Genomic DNA, 25,341 nt, shown 5'->3' on the forward strand with positions numbered 1-25,341 from the left:
TGTCGATCAGAATCTCGCCGGCTGCCTGAGGTCAAGGGTCATGGGGAACTCTTCAGCAGCTTCTTCGTCACGCAGCACATAGCCGCCCGGCGTGTGGCCGCGCGGTTCGAACCGGGCAAGCCGTCGCGCCTCGGCCTCGTTGCCGTTGACTGGGAAGGTGTCGTAGTTGCGGCCGCCCGGATGCGCGACATGGTAGACGCAGCCGCCGACCGAGCGGCCCGACCAGCGGTCATAGATGTCGAAGACCAGCGGCGTGTTGACCGGCAGCGCCGGATGCAGGCCCGACGCCGGCTGCCAGGCCTTGAAGCGAACGCCGGCCACCGCGATCTCGCGATTGTCGGTGACCTTCATCGGCACGAGGCGGCCGTTGCAGAAGATGGCGTGACGCTCCGGATTGAGGCCTTCGGTTCGCACCTGCAGCCGCTCGACCGAGGAATCGACGAAGCGGACCGTGCCGCCGATAGCGCCCTGCTCGCCCATCACATGCCACGGCTCCAGCGCCTGCCTCAACTCCAGCTTGACGCCGGCATGTTGGACCTCGCCGCAGAACGGGAAACGGAATTCGAGCTGGGCGGCGAACCATTCGGGGCGGAAGTCGAAGCCGTTGAGCTTCATATCCTCCAGCACGTCGAGGAAATCCGCCCAGACGTAGTGCGGCAGCATGAAACGGTCGTGCAGCGAGGTGCCCCAGCGCACGAAGCGGCCGTCGAGCGGGTTCTTCCAGGCGCGGGCGACGATCGCGCGGACCAGCAATTGCTGCGCGAGGCTCATGCGCGCATTGGGCGGCATCTCGAAGCCGCGGAACTCGACCAGCCCGAGCCGGCCGGTCGGGCCATCCGGCGAGAACAGTTTGTCGATGCAGATTTCCGAACGGTGCGTGTTGCCGGTCACGTCGGTCAAGAGATTGCGGAACAGCCGGTCGACTAGCCACGGCAAGGGCGCCTCGCCCTTGTCAGGATGCGGCACCTGCGCCAGCGCGATCTCGAGCTCATAGAGCGAATCGTGCCGCGCCTCGTCGATGCGCGGCGCCTGGCTGGTCGGGCCGATGAACAGGCCCGAAAACAGGTAGGACAGGGACGGATGCCGCTGCCATTGCAGCACCAGGCTCTTCAGAAGGTCCGGCCGGCGCAGGAACGGGCTGTCATTGGGCGTCGCGCCGCCGACCACGACATGATTGCCGCCGCCGGTGCCGGTGTGGCGACCATCGATCATGAATTTGTCGGTACCGAGCCGCGACTGCCGCGCTTCCTCGTAGATAGCCGTGGTGGTGGCAACGCATGCCTGCCAGTTGGCGGCCGGATGGATGTTGACCTCGATCACGCCGGGATCGGGCGCGACGCGGATGACGTTGAGGCGCGGGTCGTGCGGCGGAGCATAGCCCTCGATATGCACCGGCAACCCGATGGCCTTGGCAGCATTTTCCGCCGCCGCCACCAGTTCGAGATAATCCTCCAGCGCCTCGACCGGCGGCATGAACACGCAGAGCCTGCCGTCGCGCGGCTCGACGGTGAGTGCGGTCCGCACCGCGCCGCCGATCTCGGTCAGTCGCTGCTCGACCCGCTCCTGCTGGGCCGTGGCGGCAGTGAAGGAGGCCTCAGCCTGCTGACGCGCCGTTTCGTCCGCGCCGCCGGCCGGAGCTTCCGGCAGGATTTCGGCGCGCGCCGGCAGCGGGCCACGCGGCACTGAGGGGTCGACGGGCACGATGTAAGGGAATTGCGCCGGCGGAACATAGGGCAACGTACCGAGCGGCAAGCGGTAGCCGACTGGAGAGTCGCCCGGCACCAGAAACAGGCGCCCGCGCCTGGTCTTCCATTTTTCCGAGCGCCAGCGCTGTCCAGCGGCCTGGCTGTTCCAGCGCTGCACCGGCAGCACATAGCCTGACGGCTTGGTCAGGCCGCGCTCGAACACGCGCGCCATGCGGCTGCGCTCTTCCGGGTCCTCCAGCTTCGAATTGGACGGATCGACATTGTCCGGCAGCTTGCCTTCCTTGAGCAGCCACTCGCCCGGATCCTCATAGGCCTCGCCGACCATCGCCTTGTCGATGCCGAGCTCGCCGGCGATCGCCGTGAGCAGGCTTTCGGCCTGTTCGGGTCCGATGGCGGCGCTGCTCGTCTCGCGCGCGATCAGCGACGGATCGCGCCAGATCGGCTCGCCATCGGTGCGCCAGTAGAGCGAAAAGGTCCAGCGTGGCAGGCTCTCGCCCGGATACCACTTGCCCTGGCCGTAATGCAGGAAGCCGCCCGGCGCAAAGCGCTCGCGCAGCCGGCGGATGAGCTGGTCCGCCTTGTCGCGTTTGGTCGGACCGACGGCCGCCGTGTTCCATTCCGCGGATTCGAAATCGTCGATCGACACGAACGTCGGCTCGCCGCCCATGGTGAGCCGCACGTCGCCGTCTTTCAGCACCGCGTCGACCTTTTCGCCCAGTCGATCGAGCGCCTCCCAACTTTCGTCCGAAAATGGCTTGGTGATGCGCGGATGCTCGGCGATGCGGTCGACCCGCATGTCGAAGTTGAAATCGACATTGGCGAAGCTCGCCATGCCTGAGATCGGCGCGGCATTGCGGAAATGCGGCGTCGCGGCAAGCGGCACATGGCTTTCGCCGGTGAGCAGGCCGGAGGTCGGGTCGAAGCCGATCCAGCCGGCGCCCGGAATATAGACCTCGCACCAGGCATGCAGGTCGGTGAAGTCGACAGCGGTTCCCGGCGGTCCGTCGAGCGAGACGAGATCCGGCTTCAACTGGATCAGATAGCCGGAGACGAAGCGCGCGGCGACGCCCAGATTGCGCAGGATCTGCACCAACAGCCAGCTCGAATCCCGGCACGAGCCCTTGCCGGCGGCCAATGTCTCCTCGGGCGAATAAACACCCGTCTCCATGCGCACGATATAGGCGATCTCGCGCTGCAGCCTTGCATTGAGGTCGACGAGGAAATTGACGGTGTTTGTCGGGCTGCGGCCGATCGTCCGAAGGAATGCCGTCAACAGCGGCCCGGCGGGCTCCGGCGCCCGGTAGATGGCGAGGTCTTCCCTGATCTCCTCCGGGTAGTCGAACGGGAAAGTCTCGGCGCTCTCCTCGACGAAGAAGTCGAACGGGTTATAGACCGTCATGTCGGCGACGAGGTCGACCTCGATCTTTAATTCCGTCACCGGCTCCGGGAAGACGAAGCGGGCGAGGAAGTTGCCGTAGGGATCCTGCTGCAGGTTGACGAAGTGGTTTGCCGGCTCGACCTTCAGCGAATGGCTGAGCACCTTGGTGCGAGAATGCGGCGCCGGCTGCAGCCTGATCACCTGGGGACCGAGCACCACCGGCCGGTCATATTTGTAATGGGTCAGGTGATGAACGGCTGCCTGAATTGCCATGGTGCCCCGGAGTTCGGCGTTTCAATTCGCCGAACCCTGACATAGATGCTGGCCATTCTCCAAGCAGAGATGTTGCGCTGCACCTAATTTAAGCAGCCTTGCCGGCTTAGAAAAACGCCTGGATCCCCGTCTGCGCCCGCCCGAGGATCAGCGCATGCACGTCATGCGTGCCCTCATAGGTGTTGACCGTCTCCAGGTTCTGCGCGTGGCGCATCACGTGATAGCCGATCTGGATGCCGTTGCCGCCATGCATGTCGCGGGCCTGGCGGGCGATGTCGAGCGCTTTGCCGCAATTGTTGCGCTTGACGATCGAGATCATCTCCGGCGCCATCTTGCCTTCGTCCATCAGCCGGCCGACGCGCAGCGAGCCCTGCAGTCCAAGCGCGATCTCGGTCTGCATGTCCGCGAGCTTCTTCTGGAACAGCTGCGTGCCGGCGAGCGGCTTGCCGAACTGTTTTCTGTCCAGGCCATACTGCCGCGCGCGATGCCAGCAATCCTCGGCCGCGCCCATCGCGCCCCAGGAAATGCCGTAGCGAGCCCGGTTGAGGCAGCCGAACGGACCGCCGAGGCCCTTGGCATTGGGCAGCAACGCGTCTTCACCGACTTCCACGCCTTCCAGCACCACCTCGCCGGTAATCGACGCCCGCAACGACAACTTGCCGCCGATCTTCGGGGCTGACAGTCCCTTCATGCCCTTTTCCAGCACAAAGCCGCGGATCTCATCCTTGCCGCTATCGCCCTTCAGCTTCGCCCAGACGACGAACACATCCGCGATCGGCGCATTCGAGATCCACATCTTGGAGCCGGAGAGTCTGTAGCCGTTCGCGGTCTTCTCGGCGCGCGTCTTCATCCCGCCCGGATCGGAGCCGGCATCCGGCTCGGTGAGTCCGAAACAGCCGATCCATTCGCCCGATGCCAGCTTCGGCAGGTATTTCTTGCGCTGCGCTTCCGAGCCATAGGCATGGATCGGATACATGACCAGCGAGGACTGCACGCTCATCATCGAGCGATAGCCGCTATCGATACGTTCAACTTCCCGCGCCACCAGCCCGTAGGTCACATATCCGGCGCCAAGCCCGCCATATTCTTCCGGAATGGTGATGCCGAGCAGGCCCGCTTCGCCCATCTCGCGGAAGATCGACGGGTCGGTCTTCTCGTCGGCATAGGCTTCCTCGATGCGCGGCGCCAGCTTGTCGGCGGCGAAGGCGGCAGCGCCGTCGCGCACCATGCGCTCGTCCTCGGAAAGCTGGTCCTCGATCAGGAAAGGATCGTTCCACACGAAGGCGTTCTTCTCGGCGGCCATGGCCTCGATCTCCCGACATATTGTTGAGGTGGCCGGCTTATCGGACTCCGCGTGCAAAAAATCAAACGAAATTGCATCACGGATCGATGAGCGTTAGTAATGGATCATGAATGTCCAGCGCCGCCTTCTACCCAACACCGCCGCCCTCGCCGCCTTCGAAGCGGTTGCGCGTCTCGGCTCCTTCACCGCCGCCGCGCGTGAGCTCGACCTGACGCAAGGGGCTGTCAGCAGGCAGATCAGCCTCTTAGAAGAGCAATTCGGTCGCCGGCTGTTCGAACGCGACAGCCGCAACGTCCGGCTGTCGCCGCCCGGCGAGATCTATGCCGAAGCGGTGCGCTCGGCGCTTGGCCAATTGCGTGATGCGGCGCTTGGATTGATGAGCAATCGGCATAGTGGCGTTCTCAACCTGGCCATCCTGCCGACCTTCGGCACACGCTGGCTGATGCCGCTGATCCCGGATTTCGTCGCCCGCCATCCCGATATCACCATCAACTTCGCCACCCGCATCGGACGCTTCAACTTCGCCCGCGAGCGGCTGGATGCCGCGATCCATCACGGCATGCCCGACTGGCCGGACGCCGATTGCACGCTCTTGATGCGCGAGACCGTGATGCCGGTGGCTTCGCCCAAATTCCTCGCCACCCGCGCCATCGTGACGCCGTCCGATATCAGCCGCCTGCCGCTGCTGCACATGGCGACCCGCCCCGGCGCCTGGAGCGAATGGTTCGAGCATCAGGGGCTTGAGGCCCCGACCGGGCCCGGCATGCAGTTCGAGCAGTTCGGCACGGTCGCGCAGGCTTGCATGGCCGGCCTCGGCGTGGCGCTGCTGCCGGAAATCCTGATTGCCGGCGAATTGCAGCGCGGCCAGCTGGTGCCGGCGCCGGGCACGCCGATGCAAAGCCACAGCGCCTATTACCTCGTCGTGCCGCACGACAAGCGCGGCCACCCGCCGGTCGCCAGCTTTCGCGACTGGCTGCTGGGCCAGATCGGCAAGGAGCCAGCAGTGCTCGCGTGGTAGCTATTTGCGCTTCATCGCCTCGGCGAGCGCCGCACCGAGCGCGCCCTGCGACGGCCGCTCCGGCTGGCGCTGCGGCGCTGGCGAGCGCGGCGCCGGCTTGCTGCCGCCGTGATCGCGCTGGCCGCCACGGGGCGCCCCGCCCTCGCCGCCATCCTTGCGCATCGACAGGCCGATGCGCTTGCGCTTGATGTCGACATCGACGACCCGCACCTTCACGACATCGCCGGCCTTCACCACTTCATGCGCGTCCTTGATGAAGCGGTCGGCCAGCTGCGAGACATGCACCAGCCCATCCTGGTGCACGCCAATATCGACGAAAGCGCCGAAGGCGGCGACATTGGTAACTGTGCCTTCGAGCAGCATGCCCGGCTTCAAATCCTTGATGTCGTCGACACCCTCGGCAAAGGTCGCCGTCTTGAAGCCGGGGCGCGGGTCGCGTCCGGGTTTTTCCAGCTCGGCGATGATGTCGCGCACAGTCGGCAGGCCGAAACGCTCGTCGACGAAGACGCGCGGGTCGAGCGCCTTCAGCGCGGCGCTGTCCCCCATCAGCGCGCGCACGTCGCGGCCGCAAGCGGCGACGATCTTCTTGGCCACACCATAGGCTTCCGGATGCACCGATGACGCGTCGAGCGGCTCTGTCCCGTTCGGTATGCGCAGAAAACCGGCGCTTTGCTCGAACGCGCGCGGCCCGAGCCGCGCCACCTTGAGCAGGTCCTTGCGGGTGGCAAACGGCCCGGCCGCGTCGCGATGCGCAACGATCGCCTCGGCGAGCGACGGCCCAAGACCCGACACGCGCGCCAAAAGCGGCGCCGAGGCCGTGTTGAGGTCGACACCGACAGCGTTCACCGCATCCTCGACCACCGCCTCCAGCGAACGGCCGAGCCGGTATTGGTCGACATCATGCTGGTACTGCCCGACGCCGATCGATTTCGGCTCGATCTTGACCAGCTCGGCCAACGGATCCTGCAGGCGCCTCGCGATCGACACCGCGCCGCGCAGCGAGACATCGAGGCCCGGGAATTCCGCCGCTGCCGTCGCCGAGGCCGAATAGACTGAGGCACCAGCCTCGCTGACGATCACCTTGAGAGGCTTCGGCCCGGCACCTGCCGGCAGGTCCGAAAGCATGTCGGCAACCAGCTTCTCGGTCTCGCGGCTGCCGGTACCGTTGCCGATCGAGATCAGCTCGACCTTGTGCTGGCGGATGAGGGCGGCGAGCTCGGCCTGCGTGCCGCGCACATCGTTCCTTGGCGGGAACGGATAGACGGTGGTGGTCGCCACCAGCTTGCCGGTGCCGTCGACCACCGCCACCTTGACGCCGGTGCGGATGCCTGGATCGAGCCCCATGGTCGGCCGCGAGCCGGCGGGCGCGGCCAGCAGCAGGTCCTTCAGGTTGCGGGCAAAGACATGGATCGCTTCTTCCTCGGCCCGCTCGCGCAGGTCGCGCATCAGGTCGAGCGTCAGATGCAGCGACAGTTTTATCCGCCAGGTCCAACCGGCTACCTCCATCAGCCATTTATCGCCGGGCAGCGTCGCGCCGATCGCATAGGCGTTGGCGATCATGCGCTCGACCGGCTTCACCGGCGATTGATCGTCGGCATCGACCTCGATGTCGAGCGACAGCACCTCTTCATTGCGGCCGCGCAGCATGGCCAGGGCACGGTGGCTGGGCACGCCTGCCCAGCGCTCGACATGGTCGAAATAGTCGGAGAATTTCGCGCCGGCCTCCTGCTTGCCGTCAACGACCCGAGCGCGCAGGAAGGCGCGTTCCTTCATATAGGCGCGCAGCTTGCCGACCAGATCCGCATTTTCGGCGAACTGCTCCGACAGGATGTCGCGTGCGCCTTCGAGCGCGGCCTTGGTGTCGGCCACCTCGTCCGTGACATAGGCGAGCGCAAGCTCGGCCGGAATTTTCGAGCGATCGGCGAGGATCGCCTCTGCGAGCGGCCCAAGCCCACGCTCCTTGGCGATTTCGGCCTTGGTGCGCCGCTTCGGCTTGTAGGGCAGATAGATGTCCTCGAGCTCCGCCTTTGTGGCGGCCGCCCCGATCTTGGCTTCCAGCTCCTCGGTAAGCTTGCCCTGCTCGCGGATGGAGCTGACGATGGTCTCGCGCCGCGCATCGAGCTCACGCAGATAGGCGAGCCGCTCGGAAAGGTAGCGCAATTGGGTGTCGTCGAGCCCGCCGGTGACTTCCTTGCGGTAACGCGCGACGAAGGGGACTGTCGCGCCTTCGTCGAGCAGCCCGATTGCCGCCGCTGCCTGTTCCGGCCGCGCGCCGATCTCGGCCGCGATGATTGCTGCGATGCGCTTGATGTCCGATGCCATGCTGGTCCCTGCGGAAAAGAGCGGCGACCATAGGACGGGAGAACCGCTGCGCCAACCGCAAGGGTTTCGTCACGCGCCGAAGGTCCACAGAAAACAGCTGTTGGAACCAGCCTCTGACCGGCTCAAACCATGCCGCTCAACGCTTCGAAGAACGCCACGATGTCCCCATCCAGCTTGTCGTCCACCGGTTCCGGCTGCGACGACATCTTGGCGATGACCACGTCCGTCTTCGGATTGACGTAAAGCCACTGGCCGTGAATGCCGATGCCGCAGAAGGCGCCGCTGTCGTGGCCGGTCTGATACCATTTGTTGCGGTAGCGTCCCTTCGGGAACAGGAACGCCATCGTGCCGCGTTGCCAGGCTTCATGGCTGCCGCCGGCCACCGTGTCGCGCACCCAGGCTTCCGGCACGATGCGGCGGCCATTGGCGATGCCGCCCTGCCGCATCATCTCGCCGATGCGGACAAGGTCGCGCGGCGTCATCGACATGCCACCGGCGGTGCGCGCCGTGCCTTCCATGTCGACGGTCACCGACATTTCGCTTCCAGCACCGAGCGGCTGCCACAGTTTCTCGCTGAGCAGGTCGCTGACACGCCTGCCGGAGGCCCGTTCGATCAGGATGCCGAGCACGTCTGAATTGGGCGAACGGTAGCGATAGGTCTGGCCATGCGGCTCGGCAAGCCGCTGGATGGTCATAAGGAACGCGGCGAGGCTTTCGGACCCGCCGCCGGGGTTCCACAGTGTCGAGCGGCGGTAGCGGGCGAAGGCGCTTTCCGGATCGAGATAGGCTTCCTCGAAATCGAGGCTGACCGTCATGTCGAGCACGTTGCGCACGCTCGCGTCGCCATAGGCTGAGCCCTTGGCTTCAGGGATGTAGTGCGTTACCGGCGCGTTGGGATCGAACAACCCCTCGCCTTCCAGTATGCCTGCGAGGATCGCCGTCACCGACTTGCTGATCGAAAAGATGATGTGGCGCGCTCCGAACGGCATGTGCGGCGCCGACCAGTCGCCGAAAGGCTTGCCGGCCTTCAGGATCGTCAGCCCGTCCGTGTTGGAACGCTTCAGGAAGCTCTCGACGGTCTCGCTGCCGCCGGCAAGCGATATCTTTTCCTCAAGCAATGCGCCGAGCGATTTCGCTTGGCTCTCGCCGGCGGGCGCCGCCGCGATATGCGCGCTCGGCACCAGCTCGCCGACATTCTGGAACGACCATCGGTTGAACGGCGAAAGCCGCCAGTTGTCGAGCCGCACATCCTTGCGGGCAAAGCCGTATCTGGCCTCGAACGCGGTCTTGCCGCTCATGATGCTCTCCCGGATCTTGTTTTGCGGTTTCAGGTCAGCGCGGCGGCGATGGCATGCACCGCCTTCTGCGTCGCCACCGAATAGGCGGAATTGACGAAATCCGGATAGCTCGAAAGCTTCACAACGACCAACCTGTGTTCCCAGCTCATGTGGATCAATTGGCCGAACACGCCGCGGCACATCAGCGAGCGTGAGCGCGAATCCTCGATCCAGAATTGGTTGCGGTAGCTGCCGTCGGGAAGGCTCGGGCTGAAATTCGGCCCGTGCTTGCCGCTGCGTGTCGCCTCGATCCAGTCGGCCGGGATCACGCCGCCGCCATTGTCGAGGATCAATTGCCCGAAGCGGCCATAGTCGCGCAGCGTCGCATTGAAGCCGCCATCGGCCAGCGCATAGCCGGCGCTATCGACGGTGAAGCAGGCGCTCTCGTCGGCGCCGAGCTTCTGCCAGAGCTCTTCCGAGACCAGCTGCGCCAGGCGCTTGCCGCTCACCCGTTCCATGATGAAGGCGAGCACGTCGGTCTCGATCGAGCGGTATTCGAACGCTTCGCCATGCGGGCGCACCTTGTCCTTCAGCCGCAGGATCAGCTCGAACAGGTGCGACGGCCACTCGAAGTCCGGGTCGCTGCCCGGCGGGATCGGCTTCCAGCCGGTCGCGACATCGACCTGGCCGATCTCGGAATAGCGGTCGGTATATTCCTCGGAAAAGCGCACGCCCGTCGTCATGTCGAGCACATGCTGCACCGTGGCGCCGGCCCAGCCGGTCTCGACAAGTTCCGGCAGATAGTCGGTGACCAGCTTGCCCGGATCGATCAGGCCGTGCCCGACCAGGATGCCGCACACCGCTCCGGTGACCGACTTCGCCATCGATTGCGACAGATGCAGCGTGCGCTCGTCCATGCCGTTGAAATAACGCTCATAGGCGATCCTGCCGTCCTTCAGCACCAGGAAGCCGTCGGCATAGGTTTCGTCGAGCAGGCTTGCGAGTGTCGTCGGCGCTCCGTTGCTGTCGACCACCGGCAGATCGTCGAGGTCCACCTCCGCGCGCTCGAGGCGATGGCGATGGCCGCTGCCGCGCCACACCTCGACGGTCGGCAGAAATTCGCGGATGTGCTGGAAGGCCCAGCGGTTCCAGGGCGGCCGGTCCCAGTCGAGCTTCGGCGGCACCAGCCTGGGTGGCGAGCCCTGCATAATCGGCGGCCGCGGATCGGAGTTGCGATAGGACGACAAGATTTCCTCCTCGATGCATGTCGCCCAAATGCGTAAGCGGTTTTTCGCAGAACGATATGCACAGAACCAGTCACAAGAAAGGGAGGCCGGAGCCTCCCCTCCTTCCATGCGCCGCGCTGTTTTATTTGCGCAGGTTGGTCCAGATCTTGTTGTAGATCTCCACCACGTCCGGCGGGCATGGCGGTACGAATTCCGGCGTCGGCGAGCCGGCCGGAGGGCTGATTTCCGGCGAGTTGGCAAACTCCGGCGGCAGGAATTTATGGCTGCCGGCGATGCCGTTGTCGTAACCGGCAAACTCGGAGATCAGCGCCGCGTTCTCAGGCGCCATGACGAAGTCCTGGAACAGCTTCGCGTTTTCGAGGTTCTTGGCGCCCTTCAGCACCGCGACATTGTCCATCCAACCTTCGATGCCTTCCTTCGGATAGGCATATTTGATCGCCGGAATCTTCTGCCGCGAACGGTAGCTGGCGCCGTTCCACTGCTCCGAGACGATGACGTCGCCGGAGGTGATCTTGGTGATGGTGTCGTAACTGAAGGTTTTCCACGACGGCTTGGCGGCCGTTAGGATGTCGTTGATTTTCTTCAAATTGGCCTTGTCGGCGCCGCACCGCGGCACGCCGGCATAGCGCTCGGCCGCATGCATGACGGTGTTGACGTCGTCCAGCATATTGATTTGGCCCTTCAGTTCATCGGGGGGATTGAACAGGATGGCCAGCGTGTTGATGTCGCCCTTGAACTTGTCCGTATTGACGGAGAACGCGGTCGTGCCGAATTGCCACGGCACGGTATAATGGCGGCCGTCGTCCCAATAAATGTTGAGGAAGCGCGGATCGATGTTCTTGCCGTTCGGCATCGCGTTGGGCTCGGTTTTTTCGAGCAGGCCTTCTTCGATCATGATCTTCACAGTGTAGTCGGACGGCACGACGATGTCGTAGCCGGAATTGCCGGCGCGCACCTTGGACAGCATGGTTTCGTTGGAATCGTAGTCGTCCAGCGTCACCTTGACGTTGTACTGCTTCTCGAATTTTTCGATCAGCTTGGGGTTGGTGTAGTCGCCCCAATTGTAGATGTGCAGTTCGCCGTCGGCGAGCGCCGGCACTGCCCATAGCAGAACGGCCGCGGACACGGCCGCCATCATCTTTCCAGACATTTTATGTTCTCCTTGCCTTCCCATTGTTGTGTTGGAGCTCGCGGATCATTTTGCTCGCCGCCGCGCGATCAGGAACGAGACCGAAACGAACAGGATCGACACCAGGAGCAAGATGGTCGAGATGGCGTTGATCTCCGGCGTCATCGGCCGCCGGATCTGGTTCCAGATGTAGAGGGGCAGCGTCGTCTGGCCGGGGCCGGCGACGAGTTGCGTGATGGTGAAATCGTCGAAGGAGACGATGAAGGCCAGCGCCGCGCCCGACATGATGCCGGGAACCAAAAGCGGCAGCGTGATGCGCTTGAAGGCGTTCCACGGCGTTGCATAGAGATCTGCTGCCGCGTATTCCAGCGTCAGGTCCATGTCCTCGAGCCGCGCCCTGATCGGCATATAGGCGAAGGGGATACAGAACACGGTGTGGGCGAGGATCAAATTGCCGATGCCGAAATTCAGCCCGAGCGTGCCGGCGATCAGCGCGAAGAACGAGAGCGTCGCCACCGCCGTGATGATCTCCGGCACCATCAACGGCAGGTTGATGACCATGAAAGCCGCGGCGAGCCCGCGCCATGGCTTCACCCGCGTCATGCCGATCGCGGCCAGCGTCGCGCAGATGGTTGAGACGATCGTCGCGGTCACCGAGATGATCAGCGTGTTCTTCGCCGCGCTATGGAATTCCTCGTTGAGCAGCGCGCTGCCGTACCAGTTGAGCGTGACGCCTTCCCAATGCGTGACCAGCGATCCGCTGTTCAGCGAGAAGATCATCAGGATCAGCACCGGTATATAAAGCACCAGCAAGCAGATGATAGCGATCGAGCGGAAGCCCGGCTGGTCCTTGATGTCCATGACGCGAGGCTCAGCCATGCTGCACCTTGCCCGACGTATTGCGGACATAGAAGTACAGCGCCACCAGCACTGCCGCCATCAGAATCAGCGCCTGCGCGCAGCCGAGCGGCCAGTTGCGGCCCGAACCGAATTGCTGCGCGATGAGATCGCCGATCATCAGGTGCACGCCGCCGCCCAGGATCAGCGGCGTCACATAAGCGCCGAGCGCCGGAATAAAGACGAGCAGGCAGCCGGCGATGATGCCGGGCTTGGACAGGGGGATGATCACCCGCCACAGCACCTGCCGGCGCGTCGCGTAAAGATCGTAGGCTGCCTCGACCAGGCGGAAGTCGAGTTTCTCCAGGCTCGAATAGAGCGGCAGCACCATGAACGGCAGGAAGGCGTAGAGCAGGCCGAGCTGGATGGCGAAATTGGTGTAGAGCATCGTGATCGGCCTATCGATCACGCCGAGCGCCAGAAGCGCATTGTTGATCAGCCCCTCGTCGCGGATGATGAACATGATCGCCAGCGTGCGGACCAGGAGGTTCGACCAGAACGGGATGGTAATCAGAAGCACCCACCAGTTGCGCTGCGCCGGCGGCCGCGTCGCCATGAAATAGGCGGTCGGAAAGCCGAGCAGCAGGCAGATGATCGTCGTCACCACCGCGAACAGGAAGGAGCGCAGATAGATGATCAGGAAGTCCGGCGTGAACTGCAGCGTGTCGTCGAAAATGTCGCGCTGGAACAGGAAGTTCAGATAGGCGTCGGTCGAGAACTGCCACTGCACGCCGCCATAAGGCGCAGCGACCAGGAATGAATAGACGCAGATGATGACCAGCGGCAGCACGCCGAAAATGCCGATGATGATCAGCGCCGGCAGTGACAAGAGCCGGTTGCGCCGCGCGCTGGTTTTCACCGCCTGGGCTTCAAACAACGCGGCCTTGGAGAGCGGGGCTGAGGAGAGAGCAGCTGTCGTCATCAGTCTTTCAGGACGCGGGCGGCGTCCTCCTCGAACTGGATGCCGACCTTGGCGCCGGTCTCGTAGGTCACCGCGCTCGAACGGCTGTTCTGGTGGCGCACGATGAAATTCTCGCCGTCCCCGTCGAGTTTTACGTGGAAATGGGTGTCGGTGCCGAAATAGACGATGTTGGAGAGCGTGCCGGTAATCGTGCCCTTGGTCGGATCGGGTACCAGATCGGCATGCTCGGGACGCACCACCAGCGTCACCTCGCCGGTCGGATTGAAGCCTTCTGGATAGCCGGCACTAATCGTGGCGCTGCTGGCGAATTTGACCGTCGCCACGCCGCCCTGCTTCGACACCACAGTGCCGGGCAGGAAGTTCGTCTCGCCGATGAAGTCGGCGACGAAGCGTTCGGCAGGCCGGTCATAGATGTCGCGCGGCGTGCCGACCTGCAGGATCTTGCCGGCCGACATCACCGCGATGCGGTCGGACATGGTCAGCGCTTCCTCCTGGTCATGGGTGACGAAGATGAAGGTGATGCCGGTCTCGTTCTGCAGCCGCTTCAGCTCGATCTGCATTTCCTTGCGCAGCTTGTAGTCCAGCGCCGAGAGCGGCTCGTCGAGCAAGAGCACTTTCGGCTGCGGCGCCAGCGCCCGGGCCAGCGCCACGCGCTGCTGCTGGCCGCCTGAAATCTGGCTGGTGCGGCGGGCCTTCAGCGCCTCCATCTTGACCAGCTTCAGCATCTGGGCGACGCGCGCCTCGATCTCGGCTTTCGGCTTGCCCAGCATCTCCAGTCCGAAGCCGATATTCTGCGCCACCGTCATATGCGGGAAGAGCGCATAACTTTGGAAGACGGTGTTGACCGGGCGTTTGTAGGGCGGCAGCGGCGCGATGTCCTGGCCGTGCAGCAGAATTTCGCCGGCGGTTGGGAAATCGAAGCCGGCAATCAATCTCAGCAGCGTCGTCTTTCCGCATCCGGAGGGGCCGAGCAGTGTGAAAAACTCGTTCTCGCGGATCGACACCGATACCGTGTCGAGGGCGGCTACCTGGTTTTCGCCGGTTCCGAAAACCTTGCGAACACCGCGAACTTCGATCGCGTTCTTACCCGGTTGTTCCGGCACGATTACCCCATTGAGAGCGCCTGCTCTTGTCGGCAGGTGTGTTCCTGTTTTGATTGTCACCACAAGCCGGTCGGCTTGGCAACTGCGCAGCAGTGACTCGATCCCGAGTCCCCATTCAATTAAGCAATTCCTATGCCATCGTTAGGCTTGGTAGGTGATCCTCCCTCCACAGATGGTGGTCACCGGATGCACGGTGTGCAGCGCCTCCGGCGCGGTCGCCTCGATATCGGCCGACAAAACGACGATATCGGCGAGATATCCGGTTTTGAGGCGGCCCTTGCGATGTTCATTGAACTCCGCATAAGCGCCCTCGAGCGTGTAGCCCTCTATTGCCTCCTGCAACGAGAAGCTCTGGTCCGGCATGCCTTCTGCCCAAGGCTTGCGCATCACTGCCGCCTGGATCGACAGGATCGGATCGACCGGCGAGACCGGCCAGTCGGAAGCGAACACCACGCGCGCGCCTGCGTTTTTCAGCGTGCGCCAGGCATAGCTCAACGGCCACTTGTCGCGGCCGATGCGCGAGATCGTCGGCTCGAGCGGGAAGTTCAGTGCGCCGGGCGGATGCGCCGGCTGCATCGACGCCAACACGCCGAGCTCGGCGAAGCGCGGCACGTCGGCGGCCGTGATCACCTCGATATGCTCGACGCGATGCCGGCTGTCGCGCCGACCGTTCTTCTTCAGCGCCGCCTGATAGCCGTCGAGCACCGCCCGCACGGCGCCGTCGCCGATCGAGTGCACGGCAATCTGCAGGCCGCGCCTGTCGGCCTCGACCGCCACCTCGGCGAAATGCTCAGGCGAAAACAGCGGCTCGCCGCGCCATCCGGGGCGGTCGGCATAGTCGTCGACCATCACCGCCGTCCAGGAATCCAGCACGCCGTCATAGAAGACCTTGACCATGCCGGACGTCAGCCATTCTGAATTATAGGTCGCGGCCATTCGCGAGGCCTTTTCCAGCATCTCCAGCTTCATGAAGTTCTTGAAGTGGAACGGGATCTTGGTGCGGCAGAGCAGCCGCCCTTCCTTTTCCAGCCCGGCCAGCAGCTCCAGCTGATAGAGATTGCCGTCCATGTTCTGGATGGAGGTGATGCCATGCTTGGCGCACCACTCGAGGCCGCGATGCATCAGGTCCCGATCGGCAGCCAGTTCCTTCGCCGAAGGATAAGGATCGGGCTCCGCGCCTTCCAGGCCAAGCCGCGTCCGGTTGGCCCCGTAATGGTCGAGGACCGGTCCGAAGGCCTCGCCTTCGCGCAGCTCGCCGGCGGCGAGCCCGTCGGCCTCCATGACGATCTCGTTGCCTTGTCCGACCTCCCTGCCATTGAGCAGCCCGGCCTCTTCCAGGGCCTTGGTGTTCGCCCACATCGTATGGTGGTCCGAAGCCGACATGGCGAAGGGACGATCGGGAATGATACGGTCGAGATCGTGGCGCGTCACCGGCTCCGGCAGGATGGCGTAGTCGACGCCGGCCCCGATCAGAAGCCTGGCGTCCGGGCGCTTCGCCGCGAAATCCTGGATCGCGTCGCGGAGCGCCTCGAAGCCGTGCACACCCGCCAAATGCAGATTGTCGAGCTCGGCCGCGCCGCCGAACAGATGCATATGCGCCTCGATGAAGCCCGGCAGCACCGAGCCGCCCTGGGCGTCGACGACCTTGGTGGCCGGTCTCTTGATGTCTTCTATAGAAGCGCGGCTACCGATGGCGATGATGGCGCCGTCCTTGACGGCAACGGCCTCGGCAGCGGGATTGTCATTGTCCATGGTCAGCACGCGGCCGTTGACGACCACAAGATCCGCACCACCATCCGCAACCGACATCGCGACTCCACATTTTGCTGAGGGATCGGCAACGCCAGACCCAACGAGCCGCCGCTCCATATGGACAACGCCGTGGGACAAATCGATGCCGATGCGCCGTCTTCGAAATTCCCCTTGTTATCGTGGAAGACAGCGTGGATAAAGAATGCGACTGATTATTCGCGTTTGTCAACATGCCGGATTTAGAATGTACTGTGGACTGCACCGCACGCCGATGGCGAGGCCGAGCGGGGAACGGGGGCAACAAGCAGTGAAGCGCAGTCTCGACCGCAAGACCAGGATAGCGCTCGAACCGCGCAAGCAGCCGCGGCAACAACGGTCAAGCAAGGTGGTCGACAGAATCCTCGATGCGGCCCTGATCCTGACGCGAGAGCAAGGAACCAGAACGCCGACGACGCTCGCCATCGCGCAGCGCGCGGGCCTGTCGGTGGGCTCCGTCTATCAGTACTTTCCCAACAAGGAAGCCATTCTTCTGGACCTGGCCCGGCGCTGGCTGTCGTCTTTTCCCGAGGTGATCCGGAAACGCATCAACGTCCCCCGGCCGACCAACCGTGACGAGTTTCGGCGCGAGGTGCGCAAGCTCTTCGCCGACACATCGAGGCTCTATCTCGAAAACGCCACGCTGATGCCGGTGATCGAGGCAATATCCGGCAACGCCGACCTGAGGCCAATCCAGGACGAATACGACAAAGAGATCGTCGCCCTTTACGCCGCGTGGCTGCGGCATGTGAATCCGGCGCTTGAGGACAAGATCGCCAGTCGGCTCGGCGTGCTGATGATGGAAGTCGGCCATGTCTGCCGGCTTGTCGGGCTGAAGAGAGACCGCAGGACCTACGACCTCATCGAGGACGATGTGGAAACAATGTGGCTCGCCCTGGTCAGCCCCCATCTCAATCTCGAGTGATTTCGCACTTCCAACCGATTTCGCACTTCCAGGGAGTTTCCATGAAAACTGTCTATTCGCCACTTCATGCCGGCCATTCAGGCCAGATGGAACTGGTCACGTCGGCGATCGTGCCGGGTTTCGAGAAGCCGTCGCGGGCGGAATTCATCAAGGCGCGAGTTGAGAGCGAGAAGCTCGGGCCGATCATCGGACCGGCCGAGCACGACCTCGCCGCCGCGAAACGTGTGCATGAAGCCGCCTACATCGATTTCCTGCCGACGGTGTGGCCGCAATGGGTCGCCGCCGGCTTCACGGGATCGGCGATGGGGTTCACCTGGCCGACGCGCGGCCTGCGCGGCGATGTGCCGCCGAAGCGCGTCGATGCCTTGCTCGGCTATTATTCCTTCGACGCCGGGGCCACCTTCGTCGAAGGCACCTGGGCGGCGATCAAGTCGTCCTATGATGTGGCGCTGACCGCCGCCGCTTTGGTCAAGGACAGCGAGCGCAGCGCCTTCGCGCTTTGCCGCCCGCCCGGCCATCATGCCGGCGCTGCCTTCATGGGCGGCTACTGTTTCATCAACAACGCCGCCGTCGTCGCGCAGTGGTTCCGCGACCACGGCGCCAAGCGCGTTTCAATCCTCGATGTCGATTACCATCACGGCAACGGCACGCAGGAAATCTTCTATCGCCGCGGCGACGTCCAGGTGCTCAACCTGCATGGCGATCCGATGGTCGAGTATCCGTTCTTCCTCGGCCATGCCGACGAGCGCGGCGAAGGCGACGGCGAAGGTTTCAACGTCAATTACCCGATGCCTTTTGGCACCAACTGGGACGGCTGGAGCGCATCGCTGGAGGACGCCTGCGCCAGGCTCGCGGCCTACGCCCCCGATGTCGTCATCGTCTCGCTCGGCGTCGACACTTTCGAGAAGGACCCGATCAGCCAGTTCAAGCTGAAGAGCGTCGACTATCCCAAGATCGGCCGCCGTATCGCCAAGCTCGGCCTGCCGACGCTGTTCGTCATGGAAGGCGGCTACGCCGTGGAAGAGATCGGCATCAACGCCGTCGGCGTGCTGACCGGCTTCGAGGATCGCTAAGCCCCTGTTCAAGGCCATGCGCTCCCGGATGCAACCGGGGGCGTATTTTTTTACGACCTCGCCTCGAAATCATCGGCTCAATTCAGCTTTGAACTACAGCCAAATAACGCGAAGACCGGCTGCTGAGTCGCAATGCGAGTCCATCGGATTCGATTTTGTCAAATCGCGTTTGATGTCAGATTCATCTGCGGGTAGATTAGACCCGAATCAGCCGGTCCACGGGGGCGCGGCGACCACCCAAAGTCTCGAGTCCGGCGCCAGGCCGGCACCAGACGCGGACGGTTTCGCGTTCCCTAGAAGGATTCGGCGCGGTTGGGCGCCGTTCGCGCCCGTGAGTGTGTCTTCGTAAACGTGACGCGTTTCGGGTCCGGCCGTTGGCTTCGCCAGCACCGGGCACAAGGATCGATTCCGGCAAGAATCCAAGAATTAAAATGAGCAGTCCCGCCGCGCTTCTCCAACCCGACGCTTCAGGCTCGCGCCTGACGTCGCGCGGCGATCTCACCAGCTTCTTCATGCAGCTTGCCGCCGATATCGGCGCCGACAGCTACATGCTGGTCGCCATCGTGCATGACCAGGACCGTAACGATGCGCGCATCGTCTCCTCCAACTGGATCTTCGACGCCATCGAGCTGATCGGCAAAAGGCTGATCGCCAATTTGGCGCTAGGCCCCTTGACCGTAGCGCCGGGCGTACGCCCGAAGCCGTTGGTGGCGGCGCACGCGCCCGACGCCGGTGCGTTGCTGAACGGCGAGGAAGCCCGCCTGCTCGACGTGCTCGGTCACGCCGAAATCTATTCGCTGCGGCTCAATGTCGGCCGGCAGCGCCTGTTCGTGCTGTTCTCGGCTGCCGAGGCAGGCAGGATCGACCTGGCCGCCCTGATGAAGGCGCAGATCAAATGCTGTTATGCGCTTTCGAGCATTCCGCAGCTGATCGCGGCGGCATCCATGCAGGACCCGCTGTCGGACCGCGAGCGCGAATGTCTGTTCTGGGTTTCGGAAGGCAAGACCACCGATGAGGTTGCCGTCATCCTCGGTGTCTCGTCGAACACCGTCAACAGCTACATCACGCACGCCATCCAGAAGTTCGCGGCCAGCAACCGCGCGATGGCGATCGCGACCGCGATCAGGAGCGGCATCATTTGAAGCACGCACAGGTCAAAGAGGCGGCCGCCGCCCTTTTCAACGATCAGCGCAATCCGTTCGGCGCCTTCTCGCTCGGCTCGGAGACCCATCAAGCGGTCACCATTCCGGATGCCGTGCGTCGCTGCCGCTGGATCGCCGTCGATATCAATGCCTCGGCCTTCGGTCTCTATTTCGTCAGCCCCTCGCCCGAGCGCGCGCGTCTCGTGGCGTGTTTCGATTCCGACTATCCCGGCACCGCTGTCGCGACCAAATTCATCTCCGGCGCCAATGGCGAGGACATGGTGCGCCACAGCCGGCTCTCGACGGCGCCGCGCTGGTGGGCCGACGACGGCAGCGCCGGATGGCGGCAGGTCTTCCACTCGCTCGCCTGGGCCGAGCCGACCACGCCGCTGGCGCCCGGCACCAACGGCATCGCCTTTCCGGTGCATGCCGATCGCGGCCAATGCGGGCTGGTCGTCTTTCTCGGCTCGGAGATCGCGCTGTCCGACGAAACGCTGTGCGAGATCCACGCCCGCTCCTTCGCGCTTTTCGCGGCGGTTGCCCGCATCCGCCCCGGCGACACCGGCAGGGCGCGTTCGATCTCCAAGCGCGAGCTGGAATGCCTGAAGCTGACCGCCAACGGCAACACCAGCGAGGAGATCGCCAAGCTCCTCAAGCTCTCGGTGCATACCGCCAACCAGTACCTCACCCAGTCGACGCAGAAGCTCAACGCGGTCAACCGCAACCAGGCGGTCGCCAAGGCGTTGCGGCTCGGCTTGATCGAGTGACGTCACGCCCGCGGCGCTGAACGTGCCGCGGCTAAAGCATGTCTCCCGAAAGTGGGAACCGGTTTCGGGGCAAAGACATGCGCAAAATCAAAAGCCTAAAGCGCAGGGAGCGAATCCAAAAGATTGCGACGCGCTTTAGGTTGGCTCGCCTGCTATCAATCTCAGGGGAATGCCAGCGGCTCGGTCCTGCGGATGCGAGCCTCTTCGATCGCGTCCTCGAGCAAGGCCGTGTTGTGCTCGGGCGTCTCGCCAGGCTTCTCGAACGACACGTAGTTGACCGTCACGGCTGCCTCGTGCTCGATCAGCGTAAGCTGGAAATAGACCGTCACGCCGCGCGGCCGAAGCTCGAGGTCGAGCACGATGCGCGGGCTGCCGCTCCAGTCGACATGCGCCTCGCCGCCATGGCCGAGCCGCAGCATGCCCGGCCGGAAGTAGAGCTCGGCCGCCGAATCCACCAGGTCCGAGAGGCAGGCGAAATGCTCAAGCCGGATGAAGGCGATATAGTCGGCAACGTCGATGAGCCTCAATTCGCCCACCACGGGCTCGATGGCGCTGGCGACGATCAGCTCGCGGGAATTGGCGTGTGGTTGCCGGTCCATGGGTTAGCGGCGTCCGTTCATTGGGTTGCTTTTCGTGCTGCCTTCTTCGAGTAGACGATCCGCACCAACTCGGCGACCGCCTGATAGAATTGCGATGGGATCACGCTATCAACCGAAACTTGCTTGTACATGGAGCGCGCGAGCGCCACGTCCTCGAAGATCGGGATGTTGTTCTCCCTGGCGATCTCACGGATCTTGAGCGCCACCAGGTCCTGTCCCTTGGCCAGCACGATTGGCGCGGAATCCTCCTCGCGCACATATTTCAGCGCGATCGAATAGTGCGTCGGATTGGCGATCACCAGCGTGGCGCGCGGCACGGCCGTCATCATGCGTTTGCGCGCCCGGTCGCGCGCCAGCGAGCGCAGCCGCGACTTGACGATCGGATCGCCTTCCGACTGCTTCAGCTCGTCCTTGACTTCCTGCTTGGTCATGCGCAGGTCGCGCCGCCAGTGGAAACGCGACCAGACGATGTCGACCACCGCGATCAGCCCCATGACGAAGACGATCGCCACCAATATGTCGACGAAGATGCCGCGTATGACCAGGCCGAACGAGGCCGGATTGGTGATCATGCCGGCGAGCAGCTTGCGATGATCTTCCGAGAGCGTGAAGGTCAACACCGCGATAGCGAAGCCGAGTTTGGCCAGCGATCTCAGGAATTCGACCCAGCCCTGCACGCCGAACATCCGGCTCCAGCCCTTGGCGATCGAGATGCGCGACAGCTGCGGCCTGATCCGCTCGCCGACGATTTGCGGCATGTTCTGGAACACCGAGGCGCCGATGCCGGCAACCGTCAGCAGCACCAGCAGGCTGACGACGGCGCCGCCGATCTCGACCAAGACCTGCTTGTAGAGCGAGATGACGTCGGTCTCGGTGTCCATCGGCCAGGCTTCCGGCTTTTCCAGGAACGTCGACAGGAACATGCCGAGATCGACGATCGCGTCCTTGGCGTAGAAGACGGCGAAAACCAGTATGGCGAGGAAGGAGGCAAAGATCGCGGTCTCACGCGAATGGGGCAGCTTGCCCTGTTCGATCGTGTCGCGGATCTTCTTTTCTGTGGCTTCCTCTGTTTTGGAATCCTTGTCGACCGCTTCAGCCATGGCGTCCTGACCGGGCTATGATCGTCAGGCGGCTTCGGCGGTGGCGGTCTGAGTCGAGGGCAGCTCGAAAGCCCCTTCGCGCGACAGCCGGATGGCGGCGACCGATATGCTCTTGCGCGCCGCCATGATGTCGGCAAGGGCAATGCCTTCCGATCCTTGTCCGAGCTCGGATTCGATCATGCGGCGGGAGCGTGCGCCGATCGCCGAGAGCACCGATTCGGCGAGTTCCGGCGGCGCGCCGCGCAGCGCCAGCGTGACCAGTTCTGTCGATAGCCCGTCGAACAGCAGAACCCGGGCTTTTTGCGGCAGCAGCGGCAGATCGTCGAAGGCGAACAGCCGCGACCTGACGCCGGCGAGATCTGGCGTGCCGGCTTCCTCCAGGTCCTGCATAAGGTCGTCCAGTTCCGGCTTCGCCATTTCATTGAGCATGCTGGCGACGCGCTCCTGGCCGGCAGTGGTGTCCCGGCTGGCTTTCTGCGACAGCACGCTCACGCGCAACTGGTTCTCGACGATCCGCGATGCCGCGTCAGGGATGTTGGCCATTGTCACCATGCGCTTGATGATCTGGCTGCGCATTGGTTTTTCCATGGTGAGCAGCACGTTGGCGGCTGTCTGCGGCGCAAGCTTCGACAGCACCATGGCCGATGTCTGCGGATGCTCGCCCGCAAGGAAGGAGCCGAGACGCGCCGGCTCAAGCTTCTCGAGGTCCGGCCATATCGGCGCAGGTCCTTCCGGGACAGGCTCGAACTTCTTGTCGCCCATGATGGCGCTCATTTCCTCGGGCGACAGCGATTCGTTGAGGATCGTGTCCATCCGGTCGGCTGAATCGAGCAGGCCGGCGCCCTCGGTGAACTCGGCTTCGAACTCGGCGACGATCCGTTCCAGATCAGCCTGCGGAATGGTGCGTAGGAGACGCGCGCCCTCGATCAGCGCCTTCAGCTCATCTTGTTTGAAGAATTTGAGCAGGCGGCTGGCCGCGGGCTTGCCCATGGCCACCAATATGGCCGCCGCCTTTTGCGGACGTGTGAGCGCCAATGCCGTCGTCATGCGTGTTGTCCTCGCTGCCGATTGGTCCGCCCGCCGGCCATTCTCAGGCGCTCTTCGTCGCGGCGATGATTTCGGTGAGCCGGATACCGAAACGCGTCGGATCGCTTTCCAGCACCGTGATCTCGCCGCGCGCTATTCTGCGGCCGTTGACCACGACGTCGACCGGCTCGCCGATGCGGCGGTTGAGCGCGACGGTGGAACCCTTTTGCAGCGCCATCAGCTCCGACACGGGCATCTCCGTGCTGCCGAGGATGATCTGCACGTCGACCGGAATGGTCATGATGATCGAGGAATTGGCACCCGAATACAGCGCCCCATCCGGGCGCTTTTCCTCTTCCCGCAGCACGCCGCGCAGTTCCTCGATGGCGCGGTCGAGCTGTTCGTCGGGCTGATCGGGTTCGGCTTCCACCTTGGTTTTTGCCATCTGTCGTCTCCATGAATCCCGTGCCTGGCGTCAGCCCGGCATCAGTCCGTCGATGAAATCCTGCCCGGCGTCATGCGGATGGCTGATGCGGACGGTGTAGTTCTGCCCCAGCTTGCCGAACTCGCAGACAAACAGTGTCTTGTCGCGGGCGCCGAGCTTGGCGTTGACCTGCGCGTTCTCCTCCAATTCGATCACCTGGCCGGGCGCGAACGCGGCGAGGTCGCCGAGCGTCAGCCGGGCAAGCGGCATCGTCGCTTCGAGCCGGACGGTCGAGCGCATCACCTCTTCGGAGAAGCGGGCCCGCCAGTCGAATTCACTGGCTTCGCCTTCTTCAGTTCTGGCGGTGGCTCCGCGCGTAGACAGAAGGACGCGCTGCGGAATCATCACCGTGATGGTGCCGGTATCGGTCGGCGTGGAGACACCGAACACGATGCGGACCGCGGCGCCGTCGCGCAGCACGCGCCGCCTCGCTTCGCCGCCAGACGTCGCCTTTGGCACCGGCAGGCGCAGCTCGAGCGAGCGCTTGCCGGATCCGTTGAGCGCCGCCGCGACCTCCTGGAACACCATGGTCGCGACATCGGCCTCGATCTGCGACAGGTCGCGCTCGATCGGCGCCACCGGCTGGTCAGGATCGCCGCCGAACAGCGCGCTCACCATGACGGCCACCGCATGCGCATCCATCACCAGCGTCATAGCGTCGGCCGAGGCCGGCGAGGACACGATGGTCAGCGCGAAGGCGTCGCCGGCGCGCGAACGCGCCTCTGGAACGCGGCCGACCTCTACCACTTGCAGATCGACGGTCACCGCCGCGCCGAGTTCTGCGACAAGCGCCTTCTGCAGCAACGGCAGCGCCCGCTCGGCCATGCCGCGGCCGACGCCGATCACCTGCGCCGCCTCGCCGCTGTCGCCGACGAGCCGCTCGATGATCAAGGCCCGCGTTTCTGACGGACTGGCCGGACTGGTCATGACGGCAGGCGGCCCTGTCTGCGATGGAGCATGCTCAGGCCGCCTTCTTCTCGGCGGTGCCGGCGTTCATGGTGCTCTGCTCGACGGCATCGATCGTCGGACGCTCGTAGGAGGATATGGTCTTGCGGCCGAATTCGATCGCCACCTGCGGCAGGGCGCCATTCATATACGCAAGCAGCGTCTGTTTGACGATGATGTAGAGGCGGTTCTTCTTTTCGCGCACCGTCTTGATCTTGGTGGCGACCGGACCGACCACGGCATAGGACAGGAAGATGCCGAGGAAGGTTCCGACGAGTGCCGCGCCGATCAGGCCGCCGAGGATCTCCGGCGACTGGTCCAGCGCGCCCATCGCCTTCACCACTCCGAGCACGGCCGCGACGATGCCCAGCGCCGGCAGGCCGTCGCCGACCGCGACCATCGCGTGGTAGGCCTTCAGCTTGTCGGTACGGATCGTCTGGATCTCCTCGTCCATCAGCGCCTCGATCTCATGCGAGCGGGCGTTGCCGATGATGATGATGCGGCAGTAGTCGCAGATGAAATGGGTCAGGTCGTGGTTCTTCAGCACGGTCGGAAAGGCCTGGAAGATGGCCGACTCCTCCGGATTGTCGATATGCGCCTCGACCTCGCTGCGCGACTTCGAGCGCAGCTCGCGCATCAGGCTGTGCAGGACGCCCAGCGTCTCGAGGTAGTCGCGCTCCTTCGGCACCGCCTGTTTGAAGGCTTCGAGAATGCCCTTGCCGGTATCCTTGACCGTCTTCATCGGATTGGCGACGAGAAAGGTGCCGAGCGCCGCGCCGCAGATCACCACCGCTTCCCACGGCTGCAGCAGCACATGCAGATGGCCGCCCATGGCCATAAAGCCGCCGAGAACGCAGCCGAGCGTCACCACAAGTCCGATCAGAATGCCCACGACAGGTCCTTCCGCATGTCACATC

General features: G+C 63.9%; 21 protein-coding genes. 5 read left to right on the plus strand and 16 right to left on the minus strand.

Annotated elements, in window-relative coordinates; translation table 11 throughout:
* Positions 1-6 precede the first annotated feature (6 nt).
* The gene (locus tag LB538_RS07485) at positions 7-3,357 is read right to left on the minus strand and encodes a DUF2126 domain-containing protein (protein WP_224524403.1); all 3,351 of its coding nucleotides are present in this window, start codon (positions 3,355-3,357) and stop codon (positions 7-9) included.
* Positions 3,358-3,463: 106 nt separating this feature from the next.
* Positions 3,464-4,660: an acyl-CoA dehydrogenase gene (locus tag LB538_RS07490; protein ID WP_224524402.1), complete on the minus strand. Its 1,197-nt coding sequence runs from the start codon at positions 4,658-4,660 to the stop codon at positions 3,464-3,466.
* Between the two features lie 106 nt (positions 4,661-4,766).
* On the opposite strand from LB538_RS07490, the gene LB538_RS07495 reads away from it, so the two are divergent.
* Positions 4,767-5,678 (plus strand): LysR family transcriptional regulator, encoded by a 912-nt coding sequence (locus tag LB538_RS07495; protein WP_224524400.1) that lies wholly within the window; start codon positions 4,767-4,769, stop codon positions 5,676-5,678.
* On the opposite strand, the gene LB538_RS07500 is transcribed toward LB538_RS07495, so the two are convergent.
* The 8 genes from LB538_RS07500 to LB538_RS07535 all read right to left on the minus strand — a co-directional run bounded on the left by LB538_RS07500 (position 5,679) and on the right by LB538_RS07535 (position 16,384).
* Entirely contained in the window at positions 5,679-8,000 is a 2,322-nt protein-coding gene (locus LB538_RS07500; protein WP_224524389.1) for a Tex family protein, read from the minus strand.
* 122 nt (positions 8,001-8,122) lie between these two features.
* On the minus strand, positions 8,123-9,298 hold the full coding sequence (locus LB538_RS07505; protein ID WP_224524387.1) for a serine hydrolase domain-containing protein: 1,176 nt from the start codon (positions 9,296-9,298) through the stop codon (positions 8,123-8,125).
* 29 nt (positions 9,299-9,327) lie between these two features.
* Positions 9,328-10,524, minus strand: a complete 1,197-nt coding sequence (locus tag LB538_RS07510; protein ID WP_224524385.1) for a serine hydrolase domain-containing protein — start codon at positions 10,522-10,524, stop codon at positions 9,328-9,330.
* A gap of 121 nt (positions 10,525-10,645) precedes the next feature.
* Positions 10,646-11,674, minus strand: a complete 1,029-nt coding sequence (locus tag LB538_RS07515) for an extracellular solute-binding protein (protein ID WP_224524381.1) — start codon at positions 11,672-11,674, stop codon at positions 10,646-10,648.
* A gap of 45 nt (positions 11,675-11,719) precedes the next feature.
* Entirely contained in the window at positions 11,720-12,532 is an 813-nt protein-coding gene (locus LB538_RS07520; RefSeq protein WP_224524379.1) for an ABC transporter permease, read from the minus strand.
* Positions 12,525-13,472, minus strand: a complete 948-nt coding sequence (locus LB538_RS07525) for an ABC transporter permease (protein WP_095766401.1) — start codon at positions 13,470-13,472, stop codon at positions 12,525-12,527. The genes LB538_RS07520 and LB538_RS07525 overlap by 8 nt, the downstream gene beginning before the upstream one ends.
* The gene (locus LB538_RS07530; protein WP_095766400.1) at positions 13,472-14,575 is read right to left on the minus strand and encodes an ABC transporter ATP-binding protein; all 1,104 of its coding nucleotides are present in this window, start codon (positions 14,573-14,575) and stop codon (positions 13,472-13,474) included. The genes LB538_RS07525 and LB538_RS07530 overlap by 1 nt, the downstream gene beginning before the upstream one ends.
* Before the next feature lie 141 nt (positions 14,576-14,716).
* Positions 14,717-16,384, minus strand: coding sequence for an amidohydrolase (locus LB538_RS07535; RefSeq protein ID WP_224524377.1), 1,668 nt, complete (start codon positions 16,382-16,384; stop codon positions 14,717-14,719).
* Positions 16,385-16,634: 250 nt separating this feature from the next.
* Between LB538_RS07535 and LB538_RS07540 the strand changes: the two genes are divergently transcribed.
* The 4 genes from LB538_RS07540 (at position 16,635) to LB538_RS07555 (ending at position 20,270) form a co-directional block, all read left to right on the plus strand.
* Complete coding sequence (locus LB538_RS07540; protein ID WP_140689327.1) at positions 16,635-17,288, plus strand: TetR/AcrR family transcriptional regulator; 654 nt, start codon at positions 16,635-16,637, stop codon at positions 17,286-17,288.
* A gap of 41 nt (positions 17,289-17,329) precedes the next feature.
* Entirely contained in the window at positions 17,330-18,361 is a 1,032-nt protein-coding gene (locus LB538_RS07545) for a histone deacetylase family protein (RefSeq protein WP_224524374.1), read from the plus strand.
* A gap of 431 nt (positions 18,362-18,792) precedes the next feature.
* Positions 18,793-19,503: a helix-turn-helix transcriptional regulator gene (locus LB538_RS07550; protein ID WP_140842032.1), complete on the plus strand. Its 711-nt coding sequence runs from the start codon at positions 18,793-18,795 to the stop codon at positions 19,501-19,503.
* Positions 19,500-20,270, plus strand: a complete 771-nt coding sequence (locus tag LB538_RS07555; RefSeq protein WP_224524373.1) for a helix-turn-helix transcriptional regulator — start codon at positions 19,500-19,502, stop codon at positions 20,268-20,270. Before LB538_RS07550 ends, LB538_RS07555 begins: the two co-directional genes overlap by 4 nt.
* Positions 20,271-20,431: 161 nt before the next feature.
* Here the strand turns inward: LB538_RS07555 and LB538_RS07560 are convergent, their stop codons facing one another.
* From LB538_RS07560 to motA, 6 genes are read right to left on the minus strand one after another with little or no spacing between them, the layout of a single operon-like run.
* The gene (locus LB538_RS07560; RefSeq protein WP_095766394.1) at positions 20,432-20,869 is read right to left on the minus strand and encodes a hypothetical protein; all 438 of its coding nucleotides are present in this window, start codon (positions 20,867-20,869) and stop codon (positions 20,432-20,434) included.
* A gap of 17 nt (positions 20,870-20,886) precedes the next feature.
* Positions 20,887-21,969: a flagellar biosynthesis protein FlhB gene (flhB, locus tag LB538_RS07565; RefSeq protein WP_095766393.1), complete on the minus strand. Its 1,083-nt coding sequence runs from the start codon at positions 21,967-21,969 to the stop codon at positions 20,887-20,889.
* A 24-nt stretch (positions 21,970-21,993) separates the two neighbouring features.
* On the minus strand, positions 21,994-23,016 hold the full coding sequence (locus LB538_RS07570; RefSeq protein ID WP_095766392.1) for a flagellar motor switch protein FliG: 1,023 nt from the start codon (positions 23,014-23,016) through the stop codon (positions 21,994-21,996).
* A 43-nt stretch (positions 23,017-23,059) separates the two neighbouring features.
* Positions 23,060-23,440 carry a flagellar motor switch protein FliN gene (gene fliN / locus LB538_RS07575; protein WP_140541755.1) on the minus strand — a complete coding sequence of 127 codons (381 nt, stop codon included), beginning with the start codon at positions 23,438-23,440 and terminating at the stop codon, positions 23,060-23,062.
* Positions 23,441-23,470: 30 nt separating this feature from the next.
* A complete protein-coding gene (locus LB538_RS07580; RefSeq protein WP_224524371.1) occupies positions 23,471-24,406 on the minus strand; it encodes a FliM/FliN family flagellar motor switch protein in 936 nt (311 codons plus the stop codon).
* A 34-nt stretch (positions 24,407-24,440) separates the two neighbouring features.
* Entirely contained in the window at positions 24,441-25,316 is an 876-nt protein-coding gene (gene motA, locus LB538_RS07585) for a flagellar motor stator protein MotA (RefSeq protein WP_095766389.1), read from the minus strand.
* Positions 25,317-25,341 lie beyond the last annotated feature (25 nt).

The sequence above is a fragment of the Mesorhizobium sp. Ca11 genome (assembly GCF_020165275.1).
GTDB lineage: Bacteria > Pseudomonadota > Alphaproteobacteria > Rhizobiales > Rhizobiaceae > Mesorhizobium.

What these genes read in the sequence shown, in the direction of transcription:
- LB538_RS07570 (WP_095766392.1), bottom strand. Translation starts at nt 23,016, where the DNA reads ATGACGACGGCATTGGCGCTCACACGTCCGCAAAAGGCGGCGGCCATA.
- LB538_RS07520 (WP_224524379.1), bottom strand. Translation starts at nt 12,532, where the DNA reads ATGGCTGAGCCTCGCGTCATGGACATCAAGGACCAGCCGGGCTTCCGC.
- flhB (WP_095766393.1), bottom strand. Translation starts at nt 21,969, where the DNA reads ATGGCTGAAGCGGTCGACAAGGATTCCAAAACAGAGGAAGCCACAGAA.
- LB538_RS07580 (WP_224524371.1), bottom strand. Translation starts at nt 24,406, where the DNA reads ATGACCAGTCCGGCCAGTCCGTCAGAAACGCGGGCCTTGATCATCGAG.
- LB538_RS07490 (WP_224524402.1), bottom strand. Translation starts at nt 4,660, where the DNA reads ATGGCCGCCGAGAAGAACGCCTTCGTGTGGAACGATCCTTTCCTGATC.
- LB538_RS07550 (WP_140842032.1), top strand. Translation starts at nt 18,793, where the DNA reads ATGAGCAGTCCCGCCGCGCTTCTCCAACCCGACGCTTCAGGCTCGCGC.
- LB538_RS07525 (WP_095766401.1), bottom strand. Translation starts at nt 13,472, where the DNA reads ATGACGACAGCTGCTCTCTCCTCAGCCCCGCTCTCCAAGGCCGCGTTG.
- LB538_RS07545 (WP_224524374.1), top strand. Translation starts at nt 17,330, where the DNA reads ATGAAAACTGTCTATTCGCCACTTCATGCCGGCCATTCAGGCCAGATG.
- LB538_RS07505 (WP_224524387.1), bottom strand. Translation starts at nt 9,298, where the DNA reads ATGAGCGGCAAGACCGCGTTCGAGGCCAGATACGGCTTTGCCCGCAAG.
- LB538_RS07485 (WP_224524403.1), bottom strand. Translation starts at nt 3,357, where the DNA reads ATGGCAATTCAGGCAGCCGTTCATCACCTGACCCATTACAAATATGAC.
- LB538_RS07500 (WP_224524389.1), bottom strand. Translation starts at nt 8,000, where the DNA reads ATGGCATCGGACATCAAGCGCATCGCAGCAATCATCGCGGCCGAGATC.
- LB538_RS07560 (WP_095766394.1), bottom strand. Translation starts at nt 20,869, where the DNA reads ATGGACCGGCAACCACACGCCAATTCCCGCGAGCTGATCGTCGCCAGC.
- LB538_RS07535 (WP_224524377.1), bottom strand. Translation starts at nt 16,384, where the DNA reads ATGTCGGTTGCGGATGGTGGTGCGGATCTTGTGGTCGTCAACGGCCGC.
- fliN (WP_140541755.1), bottom strand. Translation starts at nt 23,440, where the DNA reads ATGGCAAAAACCAAGGTGGAAGCCGAACCCGATCAGCCCGACGAACAG.
- LB538_RS07515 (WP_224524381.1), bottom strand. Translation starts at nt 11,674, where the DNA reads ATGTCTGGAAAGATGATGGCGGCCGTGTCCGCGGCCGTTCTGCTATGG.
- LB538_RS07495 (WP_224524400.1), top strand. Translation starts at nt 4,767, where the DNA reads ATGAATGTCCAGCGCCGCCTTCTACCCAACACCGCCGCCCTCGCCGCC.